Annotated in this window: 22 protein-coding genes and 1 pseudogene; 10 read left to right on the forward strand and 13 right to left on the reverse strand. The window is 71.2% G+C overall.

The genetic code is table 11. From position 1 onward, the window contains the following. Positions 1-39 precede the first annotated feature (39 nt). The 3 genes from OWR29_RS46795 to OWR29_RS46805 form a co-directional block, all read right to left on the reverse strand. Positions 40-237 carry a hypothetical protein gene (locus OWR29_RS46795; protein ID WP_267570177.1) on the reverse strand — a complete coding sequence of 66 codons (198 nt, stop codon included), beginning with the start codon at positions 235-237 and terminating at the stop codon, positions 40-42. A 16-nt stretch (positions 238-253) separates the two neighbouring features. Beyond that, complete coding sequence (locus OWR29_RS46800; protein ID WP_438872748.1) at positions 254-1,378, reverse strand: hypothetical protein; 1,125 nt, start codon at positions 1,376-1,378, stop codon at positions 254-256. A 78-nt stretch (positions 1,379-1,456) separates the two neighbouring features. Continuing rightward, a complete protein-coding gene (locus OWR29_RS46805) occupies positions 1,457-5,596 on the reverse strand; it encodes an nSTAND1 domain-containing NTPase (protein WP_267570178.1) in 4,140 nt (1,379 codons plus the stop codon). Between OWR29_RS46805 and OWR29_RS46810 the strand changes: the two genes are divergently transcribed. Continuing rightward, positions 5,595-5,993, forward strand: coding sequence for a hypothetical protein (locus tag OWR29_RS46810; protein ID WP_267570179.1), 399 nt, complete (start codon positions 5,595-5,597; stop codon positions 5,991-5,993). The genes OWR29_RS46805 and OWR29_RS46810 overlap by 2 nt on opposite strands. A gap of 13 nt (positions 5,994-6,006) precedes the next feature. On the opposite strand, the gene aceB is transcribed toward OWR29_RS46810, so the two are convergent. Beyond that, positions 6,007-7,632 (reverse strand): malate synthase A, encoded by a 1,626-nt coding sequence (gene aceB, locus OWR29_RS46815; RefSeq protein ID WP_267570180.1) that lies wholly within the window; start codon positions 7,630-7,632, stop codon positions 6,007-6,009. Then, positions 7,632-8,981 (reverse strand): isocitrate lyase, encoded by a 1,350-nt coding sequence (gene aceA, locus OWR29_RS46820; protein ID WP_267570181.1) that lies wholly within the window; start codon positions 8,979-8,981, stop codon positions 7,632-7,634. Before aceA ends, aceB begins: the two co-directional genes overlap by 1 nt. A 129-nt stretch (positions 8,982-9,110) precedes the next feature. Here aceA and OWR29_RS46825 point away from each other — a divergent pair, with 129 nt between their 5' ends. Beyond that, positions 9,111-10,538 carry an XRE family transcriptional regulator gene (locus tag OWR29_RS46825; RefSeq protein ID WP_267570182.1) on the forward strand — a complete coding sequence of 476 codons (1,428 nt, stop codon included), beginning with the start codon at positions 9,111-9,113 and terminating at the stop codon, positions 10,536-10,538. Here OWR29_RS46825 and OWR29_RS46830 read toward each other — a convergent pair. After that, entirely contained in the window at positions 10,467-11,762 is a 1,296-nt protein-coding gene (locus tag OWR29_RS46830; protein WP_267570183.1) for a sensor domain-containing phosphodiesterase, read from the reverse strand. The two genes, OWR29_RS46825 and OWR29_RS46830, sit on opposite strands and share 72 nt — an antisense overlap. Before the next feature lie 135 nt (positions 11,763-11,897). On the opposite strand from OWR29_RS46830, the gene OWR29_RS46835 reads away from it, so the two are divergent. Further along, the gene (locus tag OWR29_RS46835) at positions 11,898-12,653 is read left to right on the forward strand and encodes a lytic polysaccharide monooxygenase (RefSeq protein WP_267570184.1); all 756 of its coding nucleotides are present in this window, start codon (positions 11,898-11,900) and stop codon (positions 12,651-12,653) included. Beyond that, entirely contained in the window at positions 12,638-13,171 is a 534-nt protein-coding gene (locus OWR29_RS46840) for a DUF305 domain-containing protein (RefSeq protein WP_267570185.1), read from the forward strand. The genes OWR29_RS46835 and OWR29_RS46840 overlap by 16 nt, the downstream gene beginning before the upstream one ends. On the opposite strand, the gene OWR29_RS46845 is transcribed toward OWR29_RS46840, so the two are convergent. Beyond that, the gene (locus OWR29_RS46845) at positions 13,100-13,927 is read right to left on the reverse strand and encodes an alpha/beta fold hydrolase (RefSeq protein ID WP_267570186.1); all 828 of its coding nucleotides are present in this window, start codon (positions 13,925-13,927) and stop codon (positions 13,100-13,102) included. The two genes, OWR29_RS46840 and OWR29_RS46845, sit on opposite strands and share 72 nt — an antisense overlap. Before the next feature lie 18 nt (positions 13,928-13,945). On the opposite strand from OWR29_RS46845, the gene OWR29_RS46850 reads away from it, so the two are divergent. The 3 genes from OWR29_RS46850 to OWR29_RS46860 are packed head-to-tail and all read left to right on the forward strand — an operon-like array spanning position 13,946 to position 15,404. Further along, positions 13,946-14,440, forward strand: a complete 495-nt coding sequence (locus OWR29_RS46850) for an NUDIX domain-containing protein (protein WP_267570187.1) — start codon at positions 13,946-13,948, stop codon at positions 14,438-14,440. A gap of 9 nt (positions 14,441-14,449) precedes the next feature. Next, a complete protein-coding gene (locus OWR29_RS46855) occupies positions 14,450-14,974 on the forward strand; it encodes a GNAT family N-acetyltransferase (protein WP_267570188.1) in 525 nt (174 codons plus the stop codon). Positions 14,975-14,984: 10 nt separating this feature from the next. After that, entirely contained in the window at positions 14,985-15,404 is a 420-nt protein-coding gene (locus OWR29_RS46860; protein WP_267570189.1) for a PPOX class F420-dependent oxidoreductase, read from the forward strand. A gap of 123 nt (positions 15,405-15,527) precedes the next feature. Here OWR29_RS46860 and OWR29_RS46865 read toward each other — a convergent pair whose 3' ends face one another. Both OWR29_RS46865 and OWR29_RS46870 read right to left on the reverse strand, forming a co-directional pair. Continuing rightward, positions 15,528-16,490, reverse strand: coding sequence for an NAD(P)H-dependent flavin oxidoreductase (locus OWR29_RS46865; RefSeq protein ID WP_267570190.1), 963 nt, complete (start codon positions 16,488-16,490; stop codon positions 15,528-15,530). A gap of 1,390 nt (positions 16,491-17,880) precedes the next feature. After that, positions 17,881-19,128: a hypothetical protein gene (locus OWR29_RS46870; RefSeq protein WP_267570191.1), complete on the reverse strand. Its 1,248-nt coding sequence runs from the start codon at positions 19,126-19,128 to the stop codon at positions 17,881-17,883. Positions 19,129-19,389: 261 nt separating this feature from the next. Here OWR29_RS46870 and OWR29_RS46875 point away from each other — a divergent pair, with 261 nt between their 5' ends. Then, positions 19,390-20,871: a mannitol dehydrogenase family protein gene (locus OWR29_RS46875; RefSeq protein ID WP_267570192.1), complete on the forward strand. Its 1,482-nt coding sequence runs from the start codon at positions 19,390-19,392 to the stop codon at positions 20,869-20,871. Between the two features lie 778 nt (positions 20,872-21,649). Next, positions 21,650-21,823 (forward strand): hypothetical protein, encoded by a 174-nt coding sequence (locus OWR29_RS46880; protein ID WP_267570193.1) that lies wholly within the window; start codon positions 21,650-21,652, stop codon positions 21,821-21,823. Positions 21,824-21,832: 9 nt separating this feature from the next. Here the strand turns inward: OWR29_RS46880 and OWR29_RS46885 are convergent, their stop codons facing one another. Both OWR29_RS46885 and OWR29_RS46890 read right to left on the reverse strand, forming a co-directional pair. Beyond that, entirely contained in the window at positions 21,833-22,534 is a 702-nt protein-coding gene (locus OWR29_RS46885) for a phosphatase PAP2 family protein (protein ID WP_267570194.1), read from the reverse strand. Between the two features lie 31 nt (positions 22,535-22,565). Continuing rightward, positions 22,566-23,264 carry a phosphatase PAP2 family protein gene (locus tag OWR29_RS46890; RefSeq protein ID WP_267570195.1) on the reverse strand — a complete coding sequence of 233 codons (699 nt, stop codon included), beginning with the start codon at positions 23,262-23,264 and terminating at the stop codon, positions 22,566-22,568. A 415-nt stretch (positions 23,265-23,679) separates the two neighbouring features. Here OWR29_RS46890 and OWR29_RS46895 point away from each other — a divergent pair, with 415 nt between their 5' ends. After that, positions 23,680-23,871, forward strand: coding sequence for a hypothetical protein (locus tag OWR29_RS46895; protein WP_267570196.1), 192 nt, complete (start codon positions 23,680-23,682; stop codon positions 23,869-23,871). A gap of 66 nt (positions 23,872-23,937) precedes the next feature. Here the strand turns inward: OWR29_RS46895 and OWR29_RS46900 are convergent, their stop codons facing one another. Together OWR29_RS46900 and OWR29_RS46905 are read right to left on the reverse strand one after the other, a co-directional pair. After that, positions 23,938-24,465, reverse strand: coding sequence for a redoxin domain-containing protein (locus OWR29_RS46900; RefSeq protein WP_267570197.1), 528 nt, complete (start codon positions 24,463-24,465; stop codon positions 23,938-23,940). A 1,089-nt stretch (positions 24,466-25,554) separates the two neighbouring features. Further along, positions 25,555-26,961 (reverse strand): annotated as a pseudogene (locus tag OWR29_RS46905) (MFS transporter); the annotation flags it as partial. Positions 26,962-26,983 lie beyond the last annotated feature (22 nt).

Consider the following 26,983-nt stretch of genomic DNA (forward strand, 5'->3'; position numbering starts at 1 on the left):
CGCCGCCCCGACCCCCGGAATCCCCCGAACCGACGACCCTTAACGGTGCGGCATCGCATGCGCGGCGGACTTGTCCAGCTCACGCCCGACCCAGGCGTTGACGGCCAGGATGCCGGCGCCGCAGACGATCATTACGACCAGGATCAGGCCGATCACCCATGGCCAGCCCCGCCGCGTCGAATGGCTCGCCTCCGAGCTTTCGAACGGCCACTCGGAATCGTCGCCCGGATCGTCCACAAGCAGATAGTAGTGGCTACTTCTTCAGGCTTGAGCGGGTGATCGATGGTTTGCCCCGACCGAGGTAGAAGACGCCGGGCAGGCCGGCCGTCTCGAAGCCGGCGCTCGGGTTGTCCCGCAGCGTCGAGTCGCGGATCTTCAGCGTGCCGGTGCGGTCGTTGCTGACGAAGAAGATGGCGCCGCCAGCCTCGGCCGCCTTGTTGTCGCGGATGACCGTGCCGTCCAGGGTGAGCGTGAACGTGTTGCCGTCCAGATAGATCGCGCCGCCGCTGCCGCCGCCCGGGGTGCCGCCGCGGGCCGGGTTGGCGCCGCGGCCGACCGCCGTATTGCCGGTGAAGAGGCTGTTCAGCACTGTCCACGAGACGCCGATGCTGCTCAGGGCCGACCCGTTCGAGCACACCCCGCCCGTGAAGGTGCTGTTCACGACGTACACCGGCTTGTCCCCGCCCTGGTCGAGCGCGCGGATCGCGCCGCCACCGAGGTCCGGACCCGTACGTTCGCAGCGGTTGCCGGTGAAGCGCGAGTTGACCACCTTCAGCCGCCCGCCGCGGGCGAAAATCGCCCCGCCCCCGTTCTGGTCGCCCGTGCTGTTGCCCTTCACGAGGCTCAGGTTCTGCACGGTCAGCCGGGGCGTGGCCTGGTCGTCGCAGTGCGACGTGGTCCACGTCTGCGCCTCGTCGCACGTGTTCATGTAGAGGATGCGGCGCTTGCCTCCGCCGCTGAGCGTGACCTTCCCGCCCCCGTCGAGCACCACGCTGGAGCTGGTGTTCCGCACCTTGGCCGTGGCCGTCATCGTGATCGTCACCGGCTGCGAACCGCAGTCGAAGGCGATGAAACCGCCGCGCGCGACCGCCTTGACCACGGCGTCCGACGTGCAGCTGCCGGCCGTCCCGTTTCCCACCGTACGGTCGGGCCGGCCCGTGACCGCCCGGCCCTCAGCCGGAACCGCCGCCCGCCCATCCGGATTGCCCGCTTCGGGCATGGCCTTCACGGGTTTCTTGGTGGCCGAAGGCTTCGGCTTGGCCGCTGCGGCCGGCGACTTCGACGGCGCAGGCGCGCGCGAGACCGGCGACGTCGTCACGGGCGCGGCGACCGGCGCCGGTGCCGGCGCGGGCGCTTCATCGGCGCAGCCACCGAGCATCAGGGCCGTCATCAGAATCGCCACTCGCCGCTTCAGCACCGGCCGACTCTAGAGCTCGCCGCCGCCGCGGGAAAGCCCTCAGCAGACGAAGTCGGGGCCGGCGATCCGGCAGGCGTGTGCCACCCACTCACCGGGACGAGCGTCCCACGTGTGCACGGCGCCGTCGGTGGAGACAATTGTGACGGTGTGGCCGTCGGCCCGGAACGCGGGATAGGTCCGCACCCCGGTCCGGGCCGGGGTGACCGCGCCGAGCGGCTCGCCGGTCCGCCCGTCCCAGACGCTGACCCGGCCGTCGGCCCCGCCCACGACGAACGTCCGCCCGTCGGCCGACCACGAGACCGGTCCGGCCGGCCCGTCGTGGGCCGGCACGGCCGGACGTACGGGTGATCCGGCCGCGTCGAGCAGCAGGACCTCGCCGTTGCGTCCGGCCACGGCCAGCCCGCGGCCGTCCGGCGCGAAGGCGGCAGCCGCGGCGGCCACCCCGATCGGCTGGTCGCGGGCCGTCGCCGCGCTCAGGTCGACGTAAGCGGCCGACCGGGCCGGCTCGGACGGGAACGCGACCACCGTGCGCCCGTCCGGGGCGATCACCGGCTGCCCGGCGGGCTCACCCGGCAGCCGCAGCAGATCGGCCACCGGCCGCAGGGTGGCCGCGTCGAGCTGGAGGACCCGGTCGTCGGTGACGATCAGCCGGGTCCCGTCGCGGGAGTAGGCCAGCCCGAGCACGGGCCGGTCGGACAGCTGCCGGGCGACCACGAGCCGGCCGGTGTCCGCGTCCCACACCCGCACGTGCCCCTCGTCGCCGGTCGTGGCCAGCCGCGCGCCGTCCGGCCGCCAGGCCACGCCGTGTCGCCGCCGATGTCCCGTCTCGATCACCACCGGCGGACGGCCGCCCCGCAGGTCGGCCACCGTCAACCGGTCGCGCGAGCCGAACGCGACGCGATCGCCGCCGGGGGCGATCACCGCCTCGGCGTCCGAGAGATCCGCCCCGACCGGCAGCGCGCGCCTCGCCACCACCCGGCGGTCGCCGCGCAGGTCCCAGACCAGTGTCGTCCCGTCCCGGTCGCTGGTGTGCAGGGTCGCGCCGTCCGCGCCGTAGGCCAGGTCGACGACGGTGGTCGCGTGCCCGCGCAGCACCTCGGTCGTCTCGCGGGCCGGCACGTCCCACACCGTGACGGTGTTGTCGCCGGCCGATCCGGCCAGCAACCGGCTGTCCGGCGAGAACCGGAGTTGCTGCAGCGGGCCGGTGCCACCGCGGGCCAGCCGCACCATCTCTCGGCCCGAGGCGACGTCGGTCAGCACGACCTCGCCGCCGCGAGCCGTCGCCCGGGCCGCCCATCGCCCGTCCGGGCTCAGCTCGAGCAACGGGCCGGCCGCCGGCGACGACCGGACCCGGCGGCCGGTGGCCACGTCGAAGACCGCCTCCCCGCCGGGCCCGGCGGTGTGCAGCAGCCCGCCGGGCCCGAACCGGACGACGTCGGTCAGCCACGGGACGGCCACGGTGGACGGCGGCCGGTCCAGGGCGTTCACCGACCACACCCAGACCACTGACGTCTCGAACTCGCCCCGCTGGTAAACGACGGCCAGCCGGCGGCCGTCCGCGCTGTAGGTGGCGGCCACGGCAACCGAGTCGTAGGCCAGTCGCCCGGGCCGGACCGGCTGCACGGTGGCGCGCCGCGTGCCGACCACGCTGACGACCGGCGCGTCGACCGGCCCGGACACCACCGCGGCCTGCTCCCCGTCGGGCCGCAGGGCCACGGCCGTGGGCGCCGGCGGAACCACGGAGGGGTGCCAGGCGCCGGCGTACGTCCGGGTGTCGAACAGCCCGGCCCGGCCCCCGTTGAGCACGATCAGGGTCGTGCCGTCGGCGCTGACCGCGGCCCGGCTCGCCGCCCGCTCGGGCCCGTTGATCACGCGAATCAGCTGCGGGTTGCGGCCCAGCGCGGAGAGCAGGTCGGCCCGGTTGGCCGTCGTGTCGTCCAGGCGGACCGCCCCGGCCGCCAGCCACAACGACTGTCCGGCGTCGGCCGTGGTCCGGGCCAGGGCGCCGATCCGGCGGGCCTCGGCCGACCGCGCGGCGGCCCGCGCCCGCTCGGCCTGACGGCCGGCGTAGACACCGGCGGCGCCGGCCACGACCAGCAGCACCACGGCCGCGGCGAGCAGCGCGCGCAGCCGCCGGTTGATCCGGGCCGCCGCGGCCGTCTCGGCGTCGGCCAGCTCGCGCCCGGCGGCCAGGAACGCCTCCTCGGTGGGACTCAGCGCCGGACGGCTGTGGTCGTGCCATTCCACGGCCCGGGCCAGCCGGGCGCCCCGGTAGAGCTCGCTGCCCGGGCGGCCCATCGTCTCCCACGCGTCGGCGGCGACGCTGAGGTGCCGGCGCAGGCGCTGACCTTCCGCGTCCTCGTCCAGCCAGGACCGCATCCGCGGCCAGACCCGGGTCAGGGCCTCGTGGGCCAGGGCCACCGTGGACTCGCCGGAAGTGACCAACCGGGCCGCGACCAGCTCTTCGAGGATCCGGAGGCGGCCGGGGCCGGCGGCCAGCAGCCGGCGGGGAACGCGCCCGCGGTTGGCCAGGCTCAGCAGCAGCTCACGCAGCTCCGGTCGATCGGTGACCGGTGTCCGCTCGTACAGTTCCTCGGCGGTGTGGGCCACGGCGCCGCGAATGCCGCCGGTGGTCCGGTAGCCGGCGACGGTCAGGGTGCGGCCCTCGCGCCGGAGCCAGGTCTGGCGCAGCGCGTGCGACAACAGGGGCAGGGCGCCCGGCTCACCTTCGACGTCGCGGACCAGCAGGTCGACCAGCCCCGGCTCGAGCAGCAGGCCGGCTCGGCGGGCCGGGGCCTCGATCGCCGTGCGCAGCTGGGACTCGCGCATCGCACCGAGGACGTACAGCCCGCGCTCGGCCAGGCGGGCGAATCCCGGATGCTCGCAGACCTCACCCAGCCGGTCGGCCCGCAGCGCCACAATCAGCGGCGCCCGCTCGGCGTGGGCGACCAGGGCGGTCAGGAAGGCGGACCGCCGGCCGGGGTCGGTGCAGAGCGTGACCACCTCCTCGGCCTGGTCGACGACGACCGGCCCCGCTGCGGGCGGATCGGGTGCCGCGGGCCAGGGGCCGGGATGCAGGACAGTCACTGGTCCCCGCAGCTTGGCGGCCAATCCGGCCCGTACGAGCGAGGACTTGCCGCCGCCGGACGGGCCGACCACCACGAGCACGCCGGTGGCCGCGAGCCGGTCCAGGCAGGCCGCGGTGTCGTCCTCCCGCCCGAAGAAGGCCTCGGCATCGCCGACGTCGTACGGGACCAGCCCCAGGTAGGGACAGACCGGGGACTGCCCGGCGGGTCGCCCGTCCGGGCTCAGCGACGGGTCCTGGCGCAGGATCGCGCGTTCCACGGCGACCAGCTCCGGGCCCGGATCGAGACCCAGTTCGGCGTTGAGCACGTGCCTCGCCCGGCGCAGCCCGGCCAGCGCCTCGCCCTGCCGGCCGGACCGGTACTGCGCCTCGGCCAGCAACGCCCAGCGCCGCTCGCGCAGCGGTTCCGCGTCCACCTGGGCCCGGGCGTCGGCCAGCACCTCGGCCACCCGGCCCGCGCCCAGCGCCGCCTCGACCCGCAGCTCCTCGGCCTCGAGCCGCAGCTCGGCCAGCCGGCCGGCCTCGATGCGGCCGGGCTCCCACGCCTCCACCTCGGGCAGCGCCGGTCCGCGCCACAGGGCCAGCGCCGCGTCAGCGGCGAACAGAGCCTGGTCGGCCGCATCCAGCGCCAGCAGCTCGCGGGCCCGCTCGAGCAGGCGCTCGAACCGGCGGGCGTCGATCTCGCCCGCGTCGACCGCGAGGCGGTAGCCCGGCGGCACGGTCTCGATCGCCGTCGCGCCGAGCATCCGGCGCAACCGGGCCACGCAGCCCTGCAGCACCTTGCGCCACGACGCGGGCGGGTGATCACCCCACAGCGCCTCGGCCAGCTGCTCCGGCCGCACGGCGTCGCCGCCCGCGGCCACGAGGGCGGCCAGCACGACCCGGTCGCGCGAGGAGGCCCGGGCCGGCCGATCGCCGTCCCCGCCGACGGTCAGTGGGCCCAGCACACCGATACCCACGTCAGGACTGTCCACCCGGGCCGATGCGGCCGTCAACGGCGCCGATACCGCGGTGATACCGGCCCGGCGGCGAGCCGGCACCGCGGTCACCGACAAACGAGGGGTCAACACCGACGAGGACGAGGAGAACGTCATGGCTACGACGGTCAAGCTCATGTCAGCGGTGCTCGCGGTCGGCGTGCTGGCCGGTGGGGCCGCGGCGCCGCGGTTCACCCAGCCGGTGGACGCGCCGCCGTGCACCCGGTTCGTGACGCCGGGCACGGCCAGCGCCGGGGAGTGGATCCCGGTGCTGGCCTACCGGCACCGGGATCGCCGGGGGCCGTTGGAGATCCGGTTCGACGGGCAGCCGGTCGCCTACCGGCTGCTGCGCTACGCCGCCTTCAGCACGCCGCAGACCGAACTGTTCCTGTCCGTCCATGTGCCCAGCGGCGCCCCGCGCGGCCTCCATGACCTGGAGTTGTACGAGCCGTCACCGACCCCCGGGCGGGCGCCGGAACGGCTGGCGGTCAGCGCCATCGTGCTCGGGCCCTGACCGCCGCGCCCGGTCAGACGGTGACGGCCGCCTCGGTCGGTTCGGTGGCGGCCGGGGCGCCGTTGGACAGGTGCCGCAGGTAGGCCGGCAGAGTCAGGAACTCGGGACACGTACGTTCGGTCAGCAGCACGGTCAGCAGGGTGCGAGCCTGGCCGAAGCGGCGGGCAGCGTCCTCGTCGAGGGCGCCGGTCTCGCTGAGCACGTCCAGTTCCTCGCGCAGCATCCGGCTGACCAGGGCGGCGCTCACCGGCACGCCGTAGTCGGTCGGGGTGCTCGAGTGGATCCACTGCCACAGCTGGGTGCGGCAGATCTCGGCGGTGGCCGCGTCCTCCATCAGGCCGCCCAGCGCCACCGCGCCCCGGCCGCCCAGCCAGGCCGCGATGTAGCGCAGCGCCACGCTGACGTTGTTGCGCAGCGCGACCTCGCTGACCTGCAACCCCGGAGCGCGCACGTCGAGCAGTTCCGTCGCGGTGACCTGCACGTCCTCGCGCTTACGGACGATCTGGTGCGGCTCCTCGCCCAGCCACTGGTCGAAGACCTCGCGGCAGGTGTCGACCAGGCCGGGGTGGGCGACCCAGCTGCCGTCGAAGCCGTCGCCGACCTCGCGCCGCTTGTCCTGCCGCACCTGGTTGAGCGCGCGCTTGGCGGCGACCGGGTCGCGGCTGGGGACGACCGCGGCCATCCCGCCGATCGCATGGGCGTTGCGCTTGTGACACGTACGCACCAGAAGTTCGGTGTAGGCCCGCATGAACGGGGCCGTCATCGTGACCTGGGAGCGCTCGGGCAGCACGACATCGGGACGGTTCTTGATCATGCTGAACAGGTAGTCCCAGCGGCCCGCGTTCAGGCCGGCCGAGTGCTCACGCAGCTCGTACAGGATCTCGTCCATCTCGAAGGCGGCCGTGATCGTCTCGATCAGCACGGTGGCCCGGATGGTGCCCCGCTCGATCCCGAGCGCTTCCTGCGCGTACACGAAAACGTCGTTCCACAGCCGGGCCTCGAGATGCGACTCGAGCTTGGGCAGGTAGAAGTAGGGGCCGCTGCCGCGCTCGAGCTGACGCTGCGCGCAGTGGAACATGTAGAGGCCGAAGTCGAACAGCGCCGCCGAGACCGGCCGCCCGCCGATGCGCAGGTGGCTCTCGGGCAGGTGCCAGCCCCGCGGCCGCACCATGATGGTCGGGAGCCAGCCGTTGACCCGGTACTCCTTGCCCTCAGGGGTGGTGAAGTCGAGCTTGCCGTCCAGCGCGTCCCGCAGGTTGAGCTGGCCCAGCACCACGTTCTCCCAGGTGGGCGACGTGGCGTCCTCGAAGTCGGCCATCCACACCTTGGCCCCGGAGTTGAGCGCATTGACGGTCATCTTGCGCTCGGGCGGGCCGGTGATCTCGACGCGCCGGTCGAGCAGGTCGGGCGCCGGCGCGGCCACGGTCCAGCCCCCCTCGCGGACGGCCAGGGTCGAGGGCAGAAAGTCCAATTCGTCGGTACGGGCGGTACGCCGCCGCCGGCGTCGGTCGAGCAGCTGGACGCGGCGGGCGCCGAACTCGCGGTCGAGCGCCACGACGAACGCGATCGCCTCGGGGGTCAGGATCTCGGCGTACCGGCCCCCGGTCGTGCCCGTGACAGTGATTTCCTCGGTGCCCATCAGAACTGCTCCGTCTCGGTCGAGCCCTTGAGGGCGGTGGTGGAGCTCTCCGGGTTCAGCGCGGTCGAGACGGCGTCGAAGTAGCCGGTGCCGACCTCGGCCTGGTGCTTGGTCGCGGTGTAGCCGTCCTGCTCGGCCGCGAACTCGGCCTCCTGCAACTTCACGTACGCGGTCATGCCCGACTCGGCGTACCCGCGGGCCAGCTCGAACATCGAGTGGTTGAGCGCGTGGAAGCCGGCCAGCGTGACGAACTGGAACTTGTAGCCCATCGCGCCGAGCTCCTTCTGGAACCGCGCGATGTCGGCGTCGTCCAGGTTCTTCTTCCAGTTGAACGAGGGCGAGCAGTTGTAGGCGAGCATCTTGCCGGGGTGCTCCTTGTGCACGGCCTCGGCGAACGACTTGGCGAACTCCAGATCCGGCTTGCCGGTCTCGACCCACAGCAGGTCGGCGTAGTCGGCGTAGGCCACGCCGCGCGCGATGGCCGCCTCGGGGCCGCTGCGCACCCGGAAGAAGCCTTCCGCCGTACGCTCGCCGGTGATGAACGGCCGGTCGCGCTCGTCCACATCGGTGGTCAGCAGGTCGGCCGCCAGCGAGTCGGTGCGCGCGATGATCAGCGACGGGACGCCGAGCACGTCGGCGGCCAGGCGGGCCGCGTTCAGCGTGCGGATGTGCTGGGCCGTCGGGATGAGCACCTTGCCGCCGAGGTGGCCGCACTTCTTCTCGCTCGCGAGCTGGTCCTCCCAGTGCACGCCGGCCGCGCCCGCCGCAATCATGCCCTTCATCAGCTCGAACGCGTTGAGCGGGCCACCGAAGCCGGCTTCCGCGTCGGCCACGATGGGAGCGAACCAGTCGCGTTCGTGCTTGTCGCCATTCTTTTTGCCTGGTTCTCCGCGCCGTCCGGAGGACCAGGCGTCGGTAGCATACGCAGCGGCCGTGTCGATCTGGTCGGCCCGCAGGAGCGCGTTGTTGATCCGTCGCACCACTGCCGGCACCGAGTTGGCCGGGTAGAGGGACTGGTCGGGGTAGGTAGCGCCGGCCAGGTTGGCGTCCGCGGCGACCTGCCAGCCGCTCAGGTAGATCGCCTTGAGCCCGGCCCGGACCATCTGCACGGCCTGGCCGCCGGTGAGCGCGCCCAGCGCGTTGATGTAGTCCTCGCTGTGCAGCAGCTGCCACAGCCGCTCGGCGCCGCGCTCGGCCAGGGTGTGTCGTTCCTGGACAGTGCCGCGCAGCTTGACCACGTCGTGCGCCGTGTAGCTGCGCTTGATGCCCAGCCACCGGGGATCGCCGGCCCACGCCCGAGTGAGGTCCGCCGCGGTACCGCCCCGAACTTCGGTCAGCTGATCAGTCATGTCTCTCCGTCCCTCCGCTTGCCTTGCTCGTCTTCGCTGGGAAGAACTTCACTTTCGCGGGTCCCACAAGCCCCTCTGAAGTCATTTGTGAGCAGAAGAAACGCGAAATTTCTGCTACCGTCAAAACCCATGACCGATCTCGTCACCCTGGGCCAGCGTCTGCGCCATCAGCGCAAATCGAAGGGCATGACGTTGGAGCAGCTCAGCGAGGCGGTCGGCCGGGCTCCGTCGCAGCTGTCGCTGATCGAGAACGGCAAGCGCGAGCCCCGGCTGTCGCTGCTCGAGGCGATCGCGGGCGCGCTCGGCGTCCCCTTGCAAGACTTGTTGCGTCCGGAGGCGCCCTCGCGCCGCGCCGGGCTCGAGATCGACCTCGCCCACTTCCAGCAGTCACCGGCGTACGCGGCCCTGGGTCTGCCCCCGGTCAAGGGCGGTCGCCGCCTGCCCGCGGACGCGCTCGAGTCGCTGGTCGGCCTGCACCGCGAGCTGAACCGGCTGCTGACCGAGCAGAGCGCGACGCCCGAGGTGGCCCGCCGGGCCAACGCGCAGCTGCGGATCGACATGCGCGAGCGCGACAACTACTTCGCCGAGATCGAGCAGGCGGCGGCCGAGGTGTCGCGCTCGGTGAAGCACACGACGGGCCCGCTGTCCCAGCGCGGGATCCTCGACATCGCAGCGCAACTGGGCTTCACGTTGCACTACGTGAGCGACCTGCCGGGCTCGACGCGCTCGGTGACCGACCTGGTGCACCGGAAGATCTATCTGCCCCAGGTGGCCAGCGGCAAGGGGCACGACCCGCGGGCCGTGGTGCTGCAGACGCTGGGCCACTTCGTGCTCGGGCACCCGGAGCCGGCCGACTACGGCGACTTCCTGCGGCAGCGGGTCGAGGCCAACTACTTCGCGGCGGCGCTGCTGATGCCCGAGGTGTTCGCGGTGGAATTCTTGCGCGAGGCCAAGGCCGACCGGGCGCTGGCCATCGACGACTTCCGGGACGCGTTTGGCGTCTCCTATGAGACGGCGGCGCACCGGTTCACCAACCTGGCCACGCACCACTTCGGCATCCCGGTGCACTTCACCCGGGTGCACGAGAACGGCATCGTCTACAAGGCGTACGAGAACGACGGGGTCCGCTTCCCGGCCGACGTCACCGGGGCCATCGAGGGGCAGCCGATCTGCCGCAAGTGGGCGTCCCGCACGATCTTCCAGGCGGACGACCCGTACTCGTCGTTCTACCAGTTCACCGACACGTCGTCCGGCACGTACTGGTGCACCGTCCACATCGAGTCGACGCGCTCGGGCGAATTCTCGGTCACCGTGGGCACGCCGTTCGAGCACGCCCGCTGGTTCCGCGGCGGTGACACTTCCCGGCGTACGGTGTCCCGCTGCCCCGATCCGGCCTGCTGCCGCCGTCCGCCCGCCGGCCTGGTCGACCGCTGGGCCGGTCAGGCCTGGCCCAGCGCCCGCGTGCACTCGCACCTGCTGGCGGCGCTACCCCCGGGCACCTTCCCCGGCGTGGACGCCCAGGACGTCTACGAGTTCCTCGAACGCCGCGTCCAGTGACCGCAGCGGGGCGAGCCGGCCCAGCAGCGAGCGCGCCGCCTCGATGACCAGCGCCCGGTCGTGGGTGAGGGCGAAGTCGAAGCGCCGCTCGCTCTCGGCGCCGGTGTCGCCCAGGTCGCGGGCGACCAGCGCGGCCGCCCGGTGCGGGCCGACCACGATCACGTTCCACTCGCCGCGCAGGGCGTCCTCGTCGTCGAGGCAGGCTCCGCGGACGCCGGGAGCCGGCTCTTCCGTGAGCCCGGTGCCCAGCGCGGCCACCAGCGGGCTGTTGCCGGCCAGCCGCCCGAAGCGCCGCGCGGTGGCCGGGGTGAAATGCCGGGCGTCCTGGAAGCAGGCCAGCAGCACCGACGGCTCGCCCTCGTCGAAGGCCAGCGCCTCGAGGTGCCGGCTGATGGGCATGAGCTGCGCCTTGGTCGCCCGGGTGAGCGGGCGGCGGGCGCCCACGATGGTGTAGGGGGTGCGGTCGTCGGCGGTCGGCGGCGGGATGAACGGCAGCGTGGCGCCGGCGCTCGGCCCGTCCGGCAGCGCCGCCGGGCGGCCGAAGTGCCAGCCCTGCCCGACCGTGGCGCCCATCGTGCGGGCGATGGCCAGGTGCTCCTCGGTCTCGATCCCCTCGGCCAGCACGATGGCGCCGCTGGCCTCGGCGTAGGCGGCCACGGCGGCCACCACACGCGCGGTGTGCGGGTCGCCCGGCGCGCGGAGCATGCCCATGTCGAGCTTGACCACGTCCGGGTGCACGAACGGCATCAGCGCGAGCGACATCGGGTCGGCGCCCACGTCGTCGAGGGCCACTCCCCAATCGGCGGCCCGGGAGGCAGCCACGGCCAGCAGCAGGCCGGACGGGTCGCCGGCCAGCGCCCGCTCGGTCACCTCGGTGACGACCCGCAGGCGGTGGCGGGCGCACTCGATCAGGGGCAGAAGGTCGGGCGGGCACGGGGTGCCGGCGGCGGCCGGCTCCATGTTGACGAACAGGGTGAGCTCCGGGTCGTAGCCGGCGGCCAGCGCCCCCTCGTACGCGCGGGCCCGGCAGATCCAGTCGAGCTCGCTCTCGCGTCCGGCCACGCGGGCGGCGGCGAACAGGTCGTCCGGCCGTTCCCAGGGACTGCCGGCCGGTCCGCGGCTCAGCGCCTCGTAGCCCAGCACCCGGCCGGTGGAGATCTCGACCAGCGGCTGGAACAGCGGGGTCACGGCCCGGCGGTCGAGCACCTCATGGATATCGCGCACGGGCTGACCTATCGACCGGCCGCCGTCAGAGGTTAATAAAAGGACCCGGAGTCTTTACTGTTAACAAGCTTTAACTTATGTTTGTCGATACGCAGCCACCTCGTCATCCCCCCATGAAGCCCGAGGAGTCCCTTCATGAGACGCAGGTTCACCCTTCCCGCACTGACCGTCGCCGCCACCGCGGCCGCCCTCACCGTCGGCGTCGCCCCCGCTTCCGCCCACGGTTACATCTCGTCCCCGCCCAGCCGCCAGGCCAACTGCGCCAGCGGCGCCGTGGCCAACTGCGGCGACATCGTCTACGAGCCGCAGAGCGTCGAGGCGCCCAAGGGTTCCAAGCAGTGCAACGGCGGTGGCAGCCGCTTCGCCGTCCTCAACGACAACGGCCGCAACTGGCCGGCCGCCTCGGTCGGGCAGAACGTGACGTTCAACTGGGTCCTCACGGCCCGCCACTCCACCAGCACGTGGGAGTACTTCATCGGCAACACGCTGCTCGCCTCGTTCAACGACGGCGGCGCGCAGCCCGGCGCGACCAAGTCGCACTCGGTCAACATGAAGGGCTTCAGCGGCCGGCAGACCGTGCTGGCCCGCTGGAACGTGGCCGACACGGCGATGGCCTTCTACGCCTGCGTCGACCTGAACATCGGCGGCGGCGGAACCACCCCGCCCCCGACCAACCCGCCCCCGACCACGCCCCCGCCGACCACCCCGCCCCCGACCAACCCGCCGCCCACCACCCCGCCGCCGGCCAGCGGCACGTGGCGCGCCGGCACGGCCTACTCCCCCGGCAACGTCGTCACCTACAACGGCCGCTCGTACACCTGCCGCCAGGCGCACACCGCGCTGGCCGGCTGGGAGCCGCCGAACGTCCCCGCCCTGTGGTCCGCGGTTTAATCGCGGGCGCGCTGGCCGTCCTGCTGGTCGCCGGCTGCGGTTCGCAGCCGGCGACCGGTTTCAACGAGACGGACGTGATGTTCCTGCAGATGGGCCTGACCCAGATCGGCGAGGGCGACCAGGTGGCGGCGCTGGCCGAGCAACGGGCGGCCGACCCCCGCCTGCGCACGCTGGCCACCGAGCTGCGCGGCCAGTGGCGCGAGGAGTCGGGCGCGATGAAGAGCCGGCTGACCGAGTGGAAGCAGCCGCTCGAGGCCGACCCGTCGGCCGGGGCGCACGAGGGCCACGGCGACCTGCACAACCTGCGGCCGTCCGACATCGCCGAGCTGCGCGAGGCCGAGGATTTCGACCGTACGGCCGTGACCCTCCTGCTGGGCCATCTGGGCAACTGCGTCGAGACCGCCCGCATGGAGTCGTCCGGCGGCGAACACCCCGACGTCCGCGCCCTAGGGTCGAACGTCGCGAGCCGCCGCCAGGCCCAGATCCAGAGCCTGCTCAAGCTCGCGGCGGAACCGTGACGGCGCCTCCAGCCACGGCGAGTGTCCCGCCTCCTCGATGATGACGACCGGGCGGCCGAGGCGCTCGCCCAGCTGTCGCAGACCTTCGGCCGGCCGGCTGTCACCGCCACCGCCGATGATCACCGTCGCGGCCGGCAGGCGCATCTCGTCGAGGCGGGACACCAGCGGGTCGGCCCGGCCGGCCGCGTTGAGCTGCCGGTTCATCGCATAGTTGACCGGGCGCACCCGGCGGGCCGCATCGCTCGCCCACTCCCAGGCCCGTTCCTGGTCGGCGTGGTCGGTGACCCACGACAGCGTCAGATATTCGGTCTCCTCGGCCTCGGTGCGCCCGGCCAGGCTGTCGAGTTCGTCCAGCCGCGCCTGCTGATCGCCGGTGAGCCGCCTCAGCTGCACCGACCGCCATTGACCCAGGAACGGCCCGGCGACCAGCACCAGCCCCGCGACACGCTCCGGGTGGGCCAGCACAAAGCGAAGAGCCAGTTCCGTCCCGTACGAATGACCGACCACAACGGCCCGTCGGTGCCCCCACGCGTCGAGCAACCGGCCCAGGTCCGCCACATGCAGCCCGAACGTGTGCTCCCCGTCCCAGGCGGAACCGCCCGTGCCCCGCTGGTCGTAGCGGTGAACCGTGCCGAGGTGCTCGACGAGCTCCGCCACCGGAGCCAGATAGTCCGGAAGTCCCGGCCCGCCGTTGATCATGACGATCGGCGCCCCGCGGCCGCTGGTCCACGTACGCAACGGCACCGCGTCGTCCATGCGGGTTAGCGTGTCCCAATGTCTGACCCGCGTCTACGCCTTTCGGTCCGCGCGATCCTCCTCGACCCCGGCGACCGCATCCTGCTGGCCCGGCACGTGATCACCGAGCCGTCGCCGCTCGTGGTGTGGGCGGCGCCCGGCGGCGGCGTCGAGCCGGGCGAGACGCAGCTGGACGCGCTGCGGCGGGAACTGCTCGAGGAGACCGGCCTGGCGCTCACCACGGACCCGCCGCACGTCTGGCATCAGCAGGTCACCGGCCCCGATTACGCCCCCGGCCACGACGGCCTGGTCAACGACTATTTCCTCGTACGGGCCGACCCGTTCGAGCCGCGCGGAACGATGACCGACGACGAATTGGCGGCCGAACAGATCAACGGGCTGCGGTGGTGGTCCCTGCGCGAGATCCAGCAGCACCCCGGCCCCGACCTCTTCTCGCCGCGCGACTTGGGACGGCTGCTGGCCGGGCTGCTGCAGGAAGGCGCACCGGCCGAACCGCGGCTGCTGAGTCTGTAGATTCGGCTCATGCCCGAATTGATCGCGCCCACCACCCGGCTGCACACGTCATGGGTGCAGGCACGCGACGAGTGGCCGGCCGGCGCCCACATGGACGGGCACAGCGTACGGCCCGGCGACGACGTCGACTCGCCGCAAGGGTTCGCCACGTGGGTGGCCCGCCTGCAGGCAGAGGCGGACCCGGCCACCCCGCTCGACGAGGGCCTGGTGCATTGCACGTACCGCTGGATCGTCGAGGACGACGAATACCTGGGGGCAATCGCGCTGCGGCACACGCTGAACGATTTTCTGCTCAACGTGGGCGGTCACATCGGCTACGGCGTACGCCCGTCGGCCCGGCGCCGCGGTCTGGCCGGGTGGGCCCTGGGCCGCACGCTGGAAACGGCGCGCACGCTGGGCCTCGACCGCGTACTGGTCACCTGCGTCCCGTCCAATGTGGCGTCAGCTCGAACGATCGAGAAGAACGGTGGTGTGTACGAGGACACCCGAACCACCGGCGAAGACACGGTCCGCCGCTACTGGATCACCCTGTAGCGTCACCCGCATGGGAGCCCTGCCGAAGGAACTAGTCGACCTGATCGCGTCCGGCCCGCTGGCCCATCTCTCCACAGTGAACGCCGACGGCAGCCCCCAGGTCTCCGTCATCTGGATAGCCGTCGACGGCGACGCCTTGGTCAGCGCCCACCTGCCCCGCAACGTGAAAATCCGCAACATGGAACGCGACCCACGAGTAGTCCTCTCCTTCGAGGCCCCCAGAACCCCCGGCGTCTTCCTGGCCGAACACGCAGTGATCCGAGCCCGAGCCACCGTGGAACCCACCGACGAGGCCTGGCCCCTGCTCAACCGCCTGGCCAAGGTCTACGTGGCCCCCGACGCCGAGTTCCCCGCCCCGCGCGGCCCCGGCTTCATAGTCCGCTACCACCCCACCCGCATCGGCGGCGTAGGCCCCTGGGCCTCCGCCTGACCTTTCGCCCCCGCTGCAGCTTCGCCTGACCGCTCACCGCTCCGGCTTGGGCCGCCCGCGTCTCTGCGGCTTCGCTCAATCGCTCGCCGCCCGAATCAGATTCGCCGCGGCTGTAGCGGCCGCCTAACCGCTCACCGCGCGGGTCAAAGCCGCCTCTGCCTCGGCGGCGAGCGTCGTCACGAGTGTGGCTGCGGACGGCCGGTCGCGGATGAGGTCGACCGCCTCGCCGGCCCAGACCGGTTGTGGCGGTATGACGCCTCGGGCCAGGTCGTCGTCGTAGTCGGCGCGGGCCCGGGGATCGGTCGCGGCCTCGGACTCGCGCCCGCGCCAGCGGTCCAGATGGGGGTGGGCGAGAGTCCGGGCGGTGTACGCGGCCGGCCACCGCGAGCCGCGGACGACGTCCAGCAGGCTGCTGCGCTCGGTGTCCTCGGCCTGCCCGCCGACGATCGCGTCGACGATCGCCGGGTCGGCCAGCGATTCCGCCGCGGCCTGGAAGCGGGTGCCGATCAGAGCGCCGGCCGCCCCCAGCACCAACGCGGCGGCCACCCCACGCCCATCGGCAATGCCACCGGCCGCCAGCACCGGCACGGACCCGGCCAGATCAACCACCACAGGCACGAACGGCAACGTGGACCGGCCCCGCCGCGCGCCGTGCCCACCGGCCTCGGTCCCCTGAGCCACGATCACATCGGCGCCCAGATCGACGGCCCGGCGCGCCTCCTCCAGATTCGTGACCTGCAAAATCACCGCCACCCCGGCCCGGCGGACAACTTCCACGTACAGACCCGGATCACCGAACGACAACATGACCGCCCGAGGCCGGTAGTCGAGCGCCCTCTCCACCGCGCTGCGGTCGACCGCCCACGTCAGAAACCCGATCCCCCACGGCTCGTCGGTGCGAGCAGTCACGACAGCCACTTCACGGTCCAGCCATCCCGGATCGCCGTCCCCGGCCCCGAGCAACCCAAGCCCACCACCGTTCGACACCGCCGCCGCCAGCGCACCCCCGGCGGTGCCACCCATCGGCGCCAGCACAATCGGATGCCGCACCCCGAACATCCGCGTGAACCCAGTGGACAGCGCCATGCCCCTTGTTTACCGCCCCCATCCTGAGCACACGTTGAGGAGCAGCCCAACCATCCACGGCAGTGCCACCACCGGCGCCAGCACAACCGGATGGCGCACCCCCAACATCCGCGAGAACCCAGTCGACAGCGCCACGCCCCCACCCTGAGCACACGTCGAGGAGCAGCCCGACCATCCATGGCAGTGCCACCTCCGGCGCCAGCACAAACGGATACCGCACACCCCGAACAACTGCGTGAACCCGGTTAACAGCGCCACGCCCCCTGTCTACCGGCCCACCCTCAGCACACGTTGAGAAGCAGCCCGACCATCCACGGCAGTGCCACCACCGGCGCCAGCACAAACGGATACCGCACCCCGAACAACTGCGTGAACCCGGTCAACAGCGCCATGCCCCCTGTCTACCGGCCCACCCTCAGCACACGTTGAGAAGCAGCCCGACCATCCACGGCAGTGCCACCACCGGCGCCAGCACAAACGGATACCGCACCCCGAACAACTGCGTGAACCCGGTCAACAGCGCCACGCCTTCTGTCTACCGCCCCCACCCTCAGCACACGGTGAGGAGCAGACCGACCATCCACGGCAGTGCCACCACCGGCGCCAGCACAAACGGATACCGCACCCCGAACAACTGCGTGGACCTGGTCGACGGCGCGATGCGCCCTGTCCACCGCCTCTCACCTGAGAACACGTTGCGAGGAGCCGTACATCTACCGCGTAGCGGGTCACCGAAGCTGAGCCGTGGCCGCCTCAATCAAGCCGCCCGCGTAGGAGGTGCCGGCGCACATCCACGGCGCCACGCCCTCGCCCGGTCAGTGCCATGGGCGGAGCCTGAGGCTCCCGAGCCCGCGGAATAGCGAGGTCAGGCTGACGTCGAACCAGCTCGGTCTACTTCGTCCAGGTTGCTGGTGCGGGACATCGTGAGGCGTTTGAGGTGTGTTCAGAGCTTGCCGTCAGCGTGGTCACATCGTCCGACGCGTCCCTCGTTGGCCGCCCCGGCGGCTCCGCCTCGATGTTGGCCTGTCTCGCTGAGCTGTCGGCGAGGCGAACCCGTTCACGAACAACGTGACACTCATGTTGATTGACTGGATGGCGTACATATTGACGTCAATATTGATTCAGTCAACACGAATCTGGGCCGACACTGCGGATCCGCTCGGCGCGGTCGTCGGCACCTTCGTCGGTGCGGCAGTGGGCGCCACAGCCTTGCAGACTTGCCGGCTCGCGCACTCCGCGATCACCACGGTCCTGTGCCGCGGTCTTGGGCGCAACCACTCACGCACGCCGCCGTGGTGGGGGGAGCGTTTTGGACGCGCCAGCGGCCAGCTCCCCCCGCCGCGGCCCTCGGCGGGAGCGACGGTCTGTAACCCACCACCCCGCAACGACATCAAGCATCTGATTTTCGGTGCATTTTGTAGTGCAGCACCAGGAACGGCATTCCATAGAGCGAGAACGCATGCTCGGCGCGCAATTCGCCGTCTTTTGTGTAGACGTCGAGTTGTTCGGAGAAGCCGTGCACGGCCAGCGTGGTCAGTTCGCGCGTTTCCGGATCGATGTAGGTCAAGTAATGGCCGGGATGCGGCAGATCGCTACGACTGGTCAGCACCAAACCGCCGCCGGGGCGAGGTTGCGGGATCAGCGTGGCGGTGAAACTGCCTTGCGGCACAGGAAATCCGACGCTCACATAGCCGCGGCTGTCGTGACGGTATGTCGTGTAGATGCCGACGTAAATCGGCTCGTCGGTGTCGGCGTAGGAGCGGATCCAGCCTCGCACCCCGATCAGGTCGGTGCCGTCCGGGGTGATGGTGTCGATGCGACTTTGGACCCCACGTAATGTCTCGCGTTGATTCATCGGCACATTGGCCTGGCCCAGCGGGCGCGCCACAAAGGTGCGATAAAGCAGATAGCCGGGGCGCACCCACAGCCGCCATTCGGGTGTGATGTCGAGACCGAATCGGGTGGTGTGTTCGTAGAATTCGCGGACCAGTGGATCGACCGCCGCGGGATCGAAATCGTCGCCGGCCAGGTCGTCCAGGGAGGCGACGATTCCCACGTCGGGGGTGTCGGCCAGATATTTGCCGCCGATCACTTCGGCCAGTTCGCGCACATAGCCGGTTCCGACATATCCCGTACGGGCCTCGAGCGGAACGACGAACGGCAGGTCCTCAGCCGCCACCCGCTCCGCCAGCAGGTCGACCTGCGGATCGCGGAACAGCGCCGCCGACACCGCCCGAAAACCGACCACCGCGCTCGCCGCCACCACGGCCGGGCGGGCATCGCGACGGAACGCCGCCCCGACGGCCGCCCCGACCACCGGGCCGAGCAGCACCTTCTGCGGACGCAGCCCGAGCGCGCCGGCCACGGCCCCGGCGGCCACACCGACCGTCAACGGACGGGCCCTCACCAGCCGGCCCCCGATCGCCGCCAGCGCCCCGCTCATCACGACCCGCGACCACCACGCCGGAATCTCGCCCGGTTTTTGCCCGGCCCGGGCGACCGCCTCGGTCACCGCGAGCGCCGCCGCCCCGACCGGAGCACCGCGGCGCCCGGCGATTGCGGCGCCGGCCAGCGCTCCCACCGCCGCGGCGAACCCGATGCCGCCGGCGCGCTTTCCCCACTCGTCCCGCCGCGTCATGAGCGCACGCTAACAAGCCCACCGCCTCGGCGTCGCGGTGCGTCCAGGTGTCCGGCGAGCGCGGTTCGGCGCACGGAAAACGGGCATGGAGTGAAGAAGGTCGGTCATCGGTGATCCGGTGTGGCGGGCTCCCCGCCGCACTCCGTCGCGGCCGCGATGCCCGTGACGTGCACAAGATCCCTGAGCTCGGTCGCCGGTGACCCGGACCGACCAATGCGATGCTGTGGGTATCCCCGTTCCACTGCCGGGAGGAAGACCACCATGCTGCCCCTCAACGCCGAGACCCTGTCCCAGCTGCCCGCCGGCCTGGCCGTGCCCTCGTACGATCGCGGGGCCCTGCGCACCGGCATCGTTCACTTCGGGGTCGGTGGTTTCCACCGGGCCCACCAGGCGATGTATCTGGACCGCCTGATGAACGACGGCAAGGCCCTCGACTGGGCCATCTGCGGGGTCGGGGTGATGCCGGCCGACCGGCGGATGCAGCAGGTGCTCGACGCCCAGAACGGCCTGTACACGCTGGTGGTGAAGGCGCCCGACGGGTCGCTGGACGCCCGGGTGATCGGCTCGATCAAGGAGTACCTGTTCGCGCCGGACGACCCGGACGCGGTGATCGAGAAGATGGCCTCGCCCGAGATCCGGATCGTGTCGCTCACGGTCACCGAGGGCGGCTACAACTTCAACGCGGTCACCGGCGAGTTCATGGCCGACAACAAGGACGTGCAGCACGACCTGGCGTTGCCCAATGAACCCCGTACAACGTTCGGCCTGATCACCGCGGCCATCGAGCGCCGTCGCGACCGCGGCCTGCCCGCCTTCACGATCATGAGCTGCGACAACATCCAGGGCAACGGCGACGCGGCCCGGCGCAGTTTCGTCGCGTTCGCCTCGCTGCGCGATCCGGCCCTGGCTGCGTACGTGGAAGAGAACGTGCGTTTTCCGAACAGCATGGTCGACCGGATAACCCCGGTGACCACCGACGACGATCGCGACGAGGTCCGCAAGCACTTCGGTGTCGACGACGGCTGGCCGGTGGTGTGCGAGCCGTTCACCCAGTGGGCGCTGGAGGACAGCTTCGGCGCCGGCCGCCCGGCCTGGGAAGAGGCCGGCGTGCAGGTGGTGCCGGACGTCGAACCGTACGAGCTGATGAAGTTGCGCCTGCTCAACGCCTCGCACCAGGCGCTGTGCTACTTCGGCTACCTGTCCGGCTACCGCCTTGTGCACGACGTGGCCCGCGACCCGGCATTCGCGCGGTTCCTGCTGGCGTACATGAAACGCGAAGCGGAACCGACGCTGGAGCCCGTCCCCGGCATCAACCTGGACGAGTACCAGCACCAGCTGATCGAGCGCTTCTCGAACGACCAGGTCAAGGACACGGTGGCCCGGCTGTGCGCGGAGAGCTCCGACCGCATCCCGAAGTGGCTGCTCCCGGTGATCCGCAAGAACCTGGAGACCGGCGGCGAGATCCGACTGTCGACGGCCGTGGTCGCGTCGTGGGCCCGCTACGACGAGGGCACCGACGAGCAGGGCAACCCGATCGAGATCGTCGACCGCCTCCGCGACGAGCTGAACGCCATCGCCTTGACCCAGCGCGAGAACTTGACGGCTTTCATCGAGAACCGCGAACTCTTCGGCGACCTGGCCACCGACGAGCGTTTCGTCAAGGCCTATACCGAGGTCCTGAACAGCCTCCACACCCGCGGAGCCAAGGCAACGCTCGAAGCCTTGGTGTCGGAAACCGTATAACTGTTCCACCCGACGGAGGGGTTTCGCGGCGGACGAGGCGCTGCCACCATGGCGCGATTCGACCCGCCGCGTCCCTTCCACCCGGCCGGGGCGCCCGTCTGAACGGACGCGCACCGCATGATCCCCTCCGTCGTCGCTCGCAAGGGCACCGCAACCAACGCTCAAGACCGGCGCTGGGTCATCCGCTGGGGAACGATCCTGGCCATCGTCGCCTTCGGCTTGCCGGTGGTGTTGTGGACCTTCTTCAACGGAACGAAAGAGATCTTCGTTTACGCCGGCACGGTCTTGACCGTGCTGGTCGCGTTCATCGCTCACACTTTGACGCGCCAGTCGAACGAAGGCCTCAAACTTGACGCAGCCATGCGCGCCGGGGCTCTCTTCTCGACTAAAGAAAACACCACGGTCGATCCCGCCACGGCCGCATCGGGCTTGATGGCTCTGACCCGCCTCGGCCAGGCCGAACTGGCCGTCGCATTACTCGTCGACTTGTGGTCCGAGGGCAAGGACCGGGTATCCGACGAGACCGCCATCCTGGTCATTGACGCCGCCTTGCGACAGGAGGAGCAGCCGAACGCGCGCCTGGTGGCAGCCGAACTTCTGTGCCGCAACGCCCACCACCTCAACCCCTGCCAGTCGCTGCACTGGCCGAGTGTGCTCGACGGTCAATGGAATCCGAACTTCGGCCCGCGGCGACGGATGCGTGGCCACCCTCCTCGCAGCGATCGTGCCCAGCCTGCAGAAGTTCGGGTACACCGACTTTATGCAAGGCGATCAGTAAGTGTTGCTGGCGCAGCTCGAGAAGGCGGCCGCCACCGCACACCGCAAGCAGGATCTGTTCCTGGCCAAGCTCGTCGACTGCGAGGCGGCTCATCTCAAGAACTGGGCCAGCTTGTGCAACAAGATCCGCGACTTCCGCGGCTGCCTTGCGGCGGCCGTGCAGCAGTCCAACTGATCGCGGACTCTAGTGGGCCACTCGGCGGCCCAGGCCGGGGCGCAGGCGTTCGGGGACGGCCCACTGCACGGCTCGGTTCAGGACCTCGCGGGCCATGATGACCACGCACGTGATGCCGTTGAAGAACGAGGCGGTCACGTCGGTCGGGTGGTGCATGCCGCGGTACAGCCGGGCCGTGGCCACGCCGATCGGGATGAGGACCAGCAGCCAGATGAGGCGCTTCGCCCACGTGCGCTTCAAAAGGGTGAAGAACAGCACGGCCATGCCGACGTAGAGGGCGACCGCAGCCGAGGTGTGCCCCGACGGGAAGCTCGAGGTGGGCGGCGAGTCGTCCATGCGGTGCACGGCCGGCCGGTCGCGGTTGATCACCAGGGTGGTGAAGAAGAAGACCAGCGCCTGGGCCATCACACCGAGGCAGAGGAACAGCGGCTCGCGCCAGCGGTGCAGCTTGAGGTACACGATGGCGGCGACCACGCCGGTCACCGCGATGATGACCGGGGTGCTGCCGATCAGGCTGACGATCTCGCTGATCACGTTGAGCGGCCCGTCGCGGTTGGCCTCGAACGAGCGGTTGACGTCGTCCTCGACGGTGAGCGGCCACGCATGGTCGACCACCCGGGTCACCAGCAGGCCGAGGCCGACCATAACTCCGAAAAGCACGGTCACCGGAAGCAGCAGACGCTTGGCGATTTGCGCGATCAGCGGGGGCATGTCGGCGCTGTCTACCCAATCACGCCGATCGCTATTCCTCCGTTGTGCGCGCTCCCACCAGATCGGGCTGCCGGCGCCGCCGCACGGCGAACGCGGCCATGGTCGCCGCCACCACGATCAGCCCGAGCAGCCACCCGGCGAGCACATCGCTCAGCCAGTGCACACCCAGCCCGATCCGGAACAATCCCGTCACCGCCGGAACGATCAGACCACCGGCCATCAGCCATTTGCGCAGTCGAGGCCGCCGCCGATTCATCGGAAGCAGCACGGCCAGCACGACGGCCGCCCCGAGCGCATTGTTCAGCGCATGCCCCGACGGGAACGAATACCCGACCGCCGTGGCCACCGGATCGAGAAACGACGGCCGATCCCTTTCAAAAACCAATTTCAGCAGTACGCCCAACAGGCCGCCAGCCGCCATCGTGATACCCACCCACCAGGCCAACGACCGAGCCCCCTGCCGCGCCAGCCAGACAAGAAGCGCAAGGGCGGCCACCCGCCAGGTCCACGGGTCGAAAACCAGGCACCACGTACGCATGAAGTCGACCAGCCCCGGCCGGCCCGACGAGAAGTCGTGCACCGCGACGCTGACGTCCTCATCCAGCCGGTGCAGCCAGTCCACTCCGCCCACGACCATGGCCGTGATCACCGTGAATGGCACGAGCAGCACAACGGTCCCGGCGGCCGCGCCCGCCAGCCGCACCTCCAGCTCCCGCTCCTCGTCCCGCATGGCGACAAGCTATACCCGCTGGTTCACCTCTGATACATGTTCCGTTCACTCCGCTCCGCCCGGTCGGATCGAGGACGGAGGCAAGCTCCCGGCACCCCGGCCTGCTTCCCTGGCGGCAGCCCATCCCGGGCACCGACCACGGGGAGAATCATGACGACCTCGCCGAGGCACTCTCGCCCGCACCCGCCGGCGGCCGCGCCGGCCATCAGTAGTTCACGATTCTCAACGGCTTCTCGCAGCGGGTCCTGACCGCCAACCCGTTCCTGACCGGCAACGGCAGCAATGTGGTGCTGAGACTGAACAACTCCGTCCCGAGCGTTCGCTAAGCAACGGCTACAACTACCTGATCAACCAGAAGCCGGGACTCTGCCTTAACGCCGACAACAGCCGCGGAACCTATCCCGAGGGCGCTCCGGTGCAGCTGTGGACAGTGTCGCGGACAGCCGTCTCCACCATCGCGTGGAAGGGCTTGGGCGCGTTTCCTCGGATCCGGCTCTACACCCTCGCCAACCGGCGCATGTTCCTCGACGCCGACGCGCTCCACGGGCCGCCCGACGGCGCCGAGACTCGGATGATGGACTTCACCACCGCGACCAACCAGGAATGAAACTTCGACCCCGTTCCCGAGCCCTCCGCCATCTCAAGGCCCCGGCCGGCTCTGACCCGCAGTGGGTCAGCCCAGAGAGCTGAGGCCGGCCAGAATCAAGGCAGGCTCGGGGTGGGCGGCGCCGTCGGGCCGTACGTCGGCGAAGCGGACCACGCCCGAGCGGTCAGCGATGACGACAGCCGGGAACGGCAGCACCGAGCGGCCCGCGCCCAGCAGCTTGTCGGCGCCCGGGGCGTGGAAGCCCAGGTTGAACGCGTTGATCAGCTGGTTGCGGGGGTCGGCGGCCACGAAGTAGCTCAGGTCATGGCGGCGCTTGATGTCGACCAGACGGGCCGGAATCTGCGGGCTGATCGCGACCAGGTGGGCGTCCGTCCCGGCCAGGGCGGGCGCCAGCCGGTGTTCGTAGCCGGCGAGGGCGGCGTTGGCAGGCTCGCTCGACGCGTACGGGAAGAAGACCAGCACAATCGGCCCGGTCTGCCGCAGGCGGTCGAGGTGGATGGGGCCGAGGTCAGCCTCGATCAACGACACGGAGGGCAACCGAGCGCCCGGCTTGACCATGCGGTCCCAGACGTCGTCCCGATCGAGCGCGTTCAACGGAAGACCGCGCGATTCCACCAGCCGGGAACCCGAGCCACGACCTCGTCCATCCGAACGAGATCCCCCGACGGCGCGCTCGGCCCGAACCGCCCAGGCGGGCGCGCCGACCGCGGCCAGCGATCCGGCCGGCCCGGCCGAAGCACCCGAAGCACCCCGCGCAGCCACGGCAGGCGAACCACCCAGCCCAGTCGAAGCACCCCGCGCGGCCACGGCAGGCGAACCACCCAGCCCGGTCGAGGCACCCCGCGCGGCCACGGCAGGCGAACTGCCCGGCCCAGTCGAAGCAGCCGAAGCGGCCCGCCCAGCCACGGCCGGCAAACCGGCCGACTCCGTCGAAGCATCCGAATCCGTCCGCGCAGCCACGGCCGGCGAACCGGCCAGCCCGGTCGAAGCACCCCGCGCGGCCACGGCCGGCGAACTGCCCGGCCTGTTCGCAGCAGCCGAAGCGGCCCGCGCAGCCACGGCCGACGAACCAGCCGACCCCGTCGAAGCATCCGAACCCGTCCGCGCAGCCACGGCAGGCGAACCGCCCAGCCCGATCGAAGCGCCCGAAACGGCCCGCGCAGCCACAGCCAGCGAACCGGCCGGTCCGGTCGAAACACCCGAACCCGTCCGCGTGGTCACGGCCGACGAACCGACCCGTGCACCCGCAGCGGCCGATCCCCCGCGCGCGGCGGAAGAGCCCGGACGCGGGGCCGCATCCGGTGAGTCGGGCCGCCCGGTTGCCGCACCTGAGCGGGTCCGTGCCGGCAGGGGGCAGGCGGCGGCGTCCTCCAGTGCGAGATGCCGGGTGCCGGTTGGGTTGGCGCTGTTCGCGGCTGTGGTCATCGCTCCCACCTCCTCTAAAATCTATTTTGCCGGTAGGAGATGGAGCCTATCGCAGTTCGGCCCCGGCGAGGTCACACGGGGGTGAACAGGCAGCGACAATCGTCACTCTCGGCGACCGGATGGCGTTGTCAGTCGCTCGGACTCTTGGGCCGGCCTGGGCGACAAAACCGGCACGACCATATCGGACGGATCGGCGGCAATCGCATCGGCTCCTCGCAAGGTGGGCCACAGCACCCGGAATGCCAGCACCGCGGCCACGGCCACCAGCGCGGCGGCCACCAGCATCAGCAGGGCGAAGGCGAAACCGTACGCGTCATCGGCTCGCTGCGCCACGGCCGAGCCGGCCGCGGCCGCGTCCATCAGCGTGCCGTCCGCCGGCAGACCCGGCACTCCGGCCATGCCGTTGCGGTAGGCGGCCACGACCACTGAACCCAGGACCGCGATACCGATGGCCCCGCCCAGTTCGGCGCCCGTCTCGGTGACGGCCGCGGCCATGCCGGCGCGCGACGACCGTACGGAGGAAACCACCAGGTCGGTGGTGAGCGTGTAGACCGGCGCGAGGCCCAGCCCGCCGATGACCATGCCCGCCACCAGCGCGGGCAGACCACCTCCGTACGGTGTGAAAGCCATCAACCCATGACCCGCAGCCATCACGACCGCGCCGACGGCGACCACGCGGCCGGCCGGGAACCAGCGCACGAGCATCGGCCCGACCAGCGACGCCAGCAGGAATGCGCCCACCGACGGCAGTGCCCAGAGCCCGCCCTGCAGTGGCGACAAGTCGAGCACGATCTGTAGGTACTGCACGATCGCCAGTTGCGTTCCGTACAGGACGAAGAATGACAGCGCATTGGCGACCAGCGCGACCCGCACCCGGCCGTCGCGGAACATGGTGAGGTCGAGGAGCGGGTTGGCGATCGTCCGCTGGCGGCGCAGGAACAGCGCCAGGACGACTCCGGCCAGCACGACCGCCAGCAACGGCACGGCATCCCAGCCCTCGGCGGCGAGGCGCTTGATCCCGTACACAAGAATCAGTACCCCGGCCAGGCTGAGCACCGCCCCGCCGAGGTCGAAGCCGCGGGCCGAGCTGTCGCGGGCCTCGGGCAGCAGGGCCGGGCCGAGCACCACCAGCAGCAGGGTCGCGGGCACGGCCAGCAGAAAGACCGAGCCCCACCAGAAGTGTTCGAGCATGACGCCGCCGATCAGCGGCGCGGCCAGACCGCCCAGCGAGAACGACGCGCTCCAGACGCCGAGCGCGATCCCCCGCTGCCGCGCGTCGGCGAACATGGCCCGGATCAGCGCCAGCGTCGACGGCATCAACGACGCGCCGGCCAGACCCATCAGCACGCGAGCCGCGATCAGCAGTTCCGGGCTGGTGGCGAACGCCGCGAGTACGGATGACAGGGCGAAAGCGCCGGAGCCGGCGAGCAGCAGGCGGCGGCGTCCGATGCGGTCGCCGAGCACGCCCATCGCGATCAGGAAGCCGGCCACGACGAAGACGTAGCTGTCCATGATCCACAGAAGCTGCACCGCGCTGGGCTGCAGGTCGGCCGCCAGCTGGGGCGCGGCCATGTTGAGCACCTCGGCGTCGAGCGACACCAGCAGACAGGGCAGCGCGAGCACCGCCAACCCGATCCATTCCCGTGCGCCGGCCGTCGCACGCATGACTCCACACCCTCTCCAGACG

The organism is Paractinoplanes pyxinae (genome assembly GCF_026626335.1).
Lineage (GTDB): Bacteria > Actinomycetota > Actinomycetes > Mycobacteriales > Micromonosporaceae > Actinoplanes > Actinoplanes pyxinae.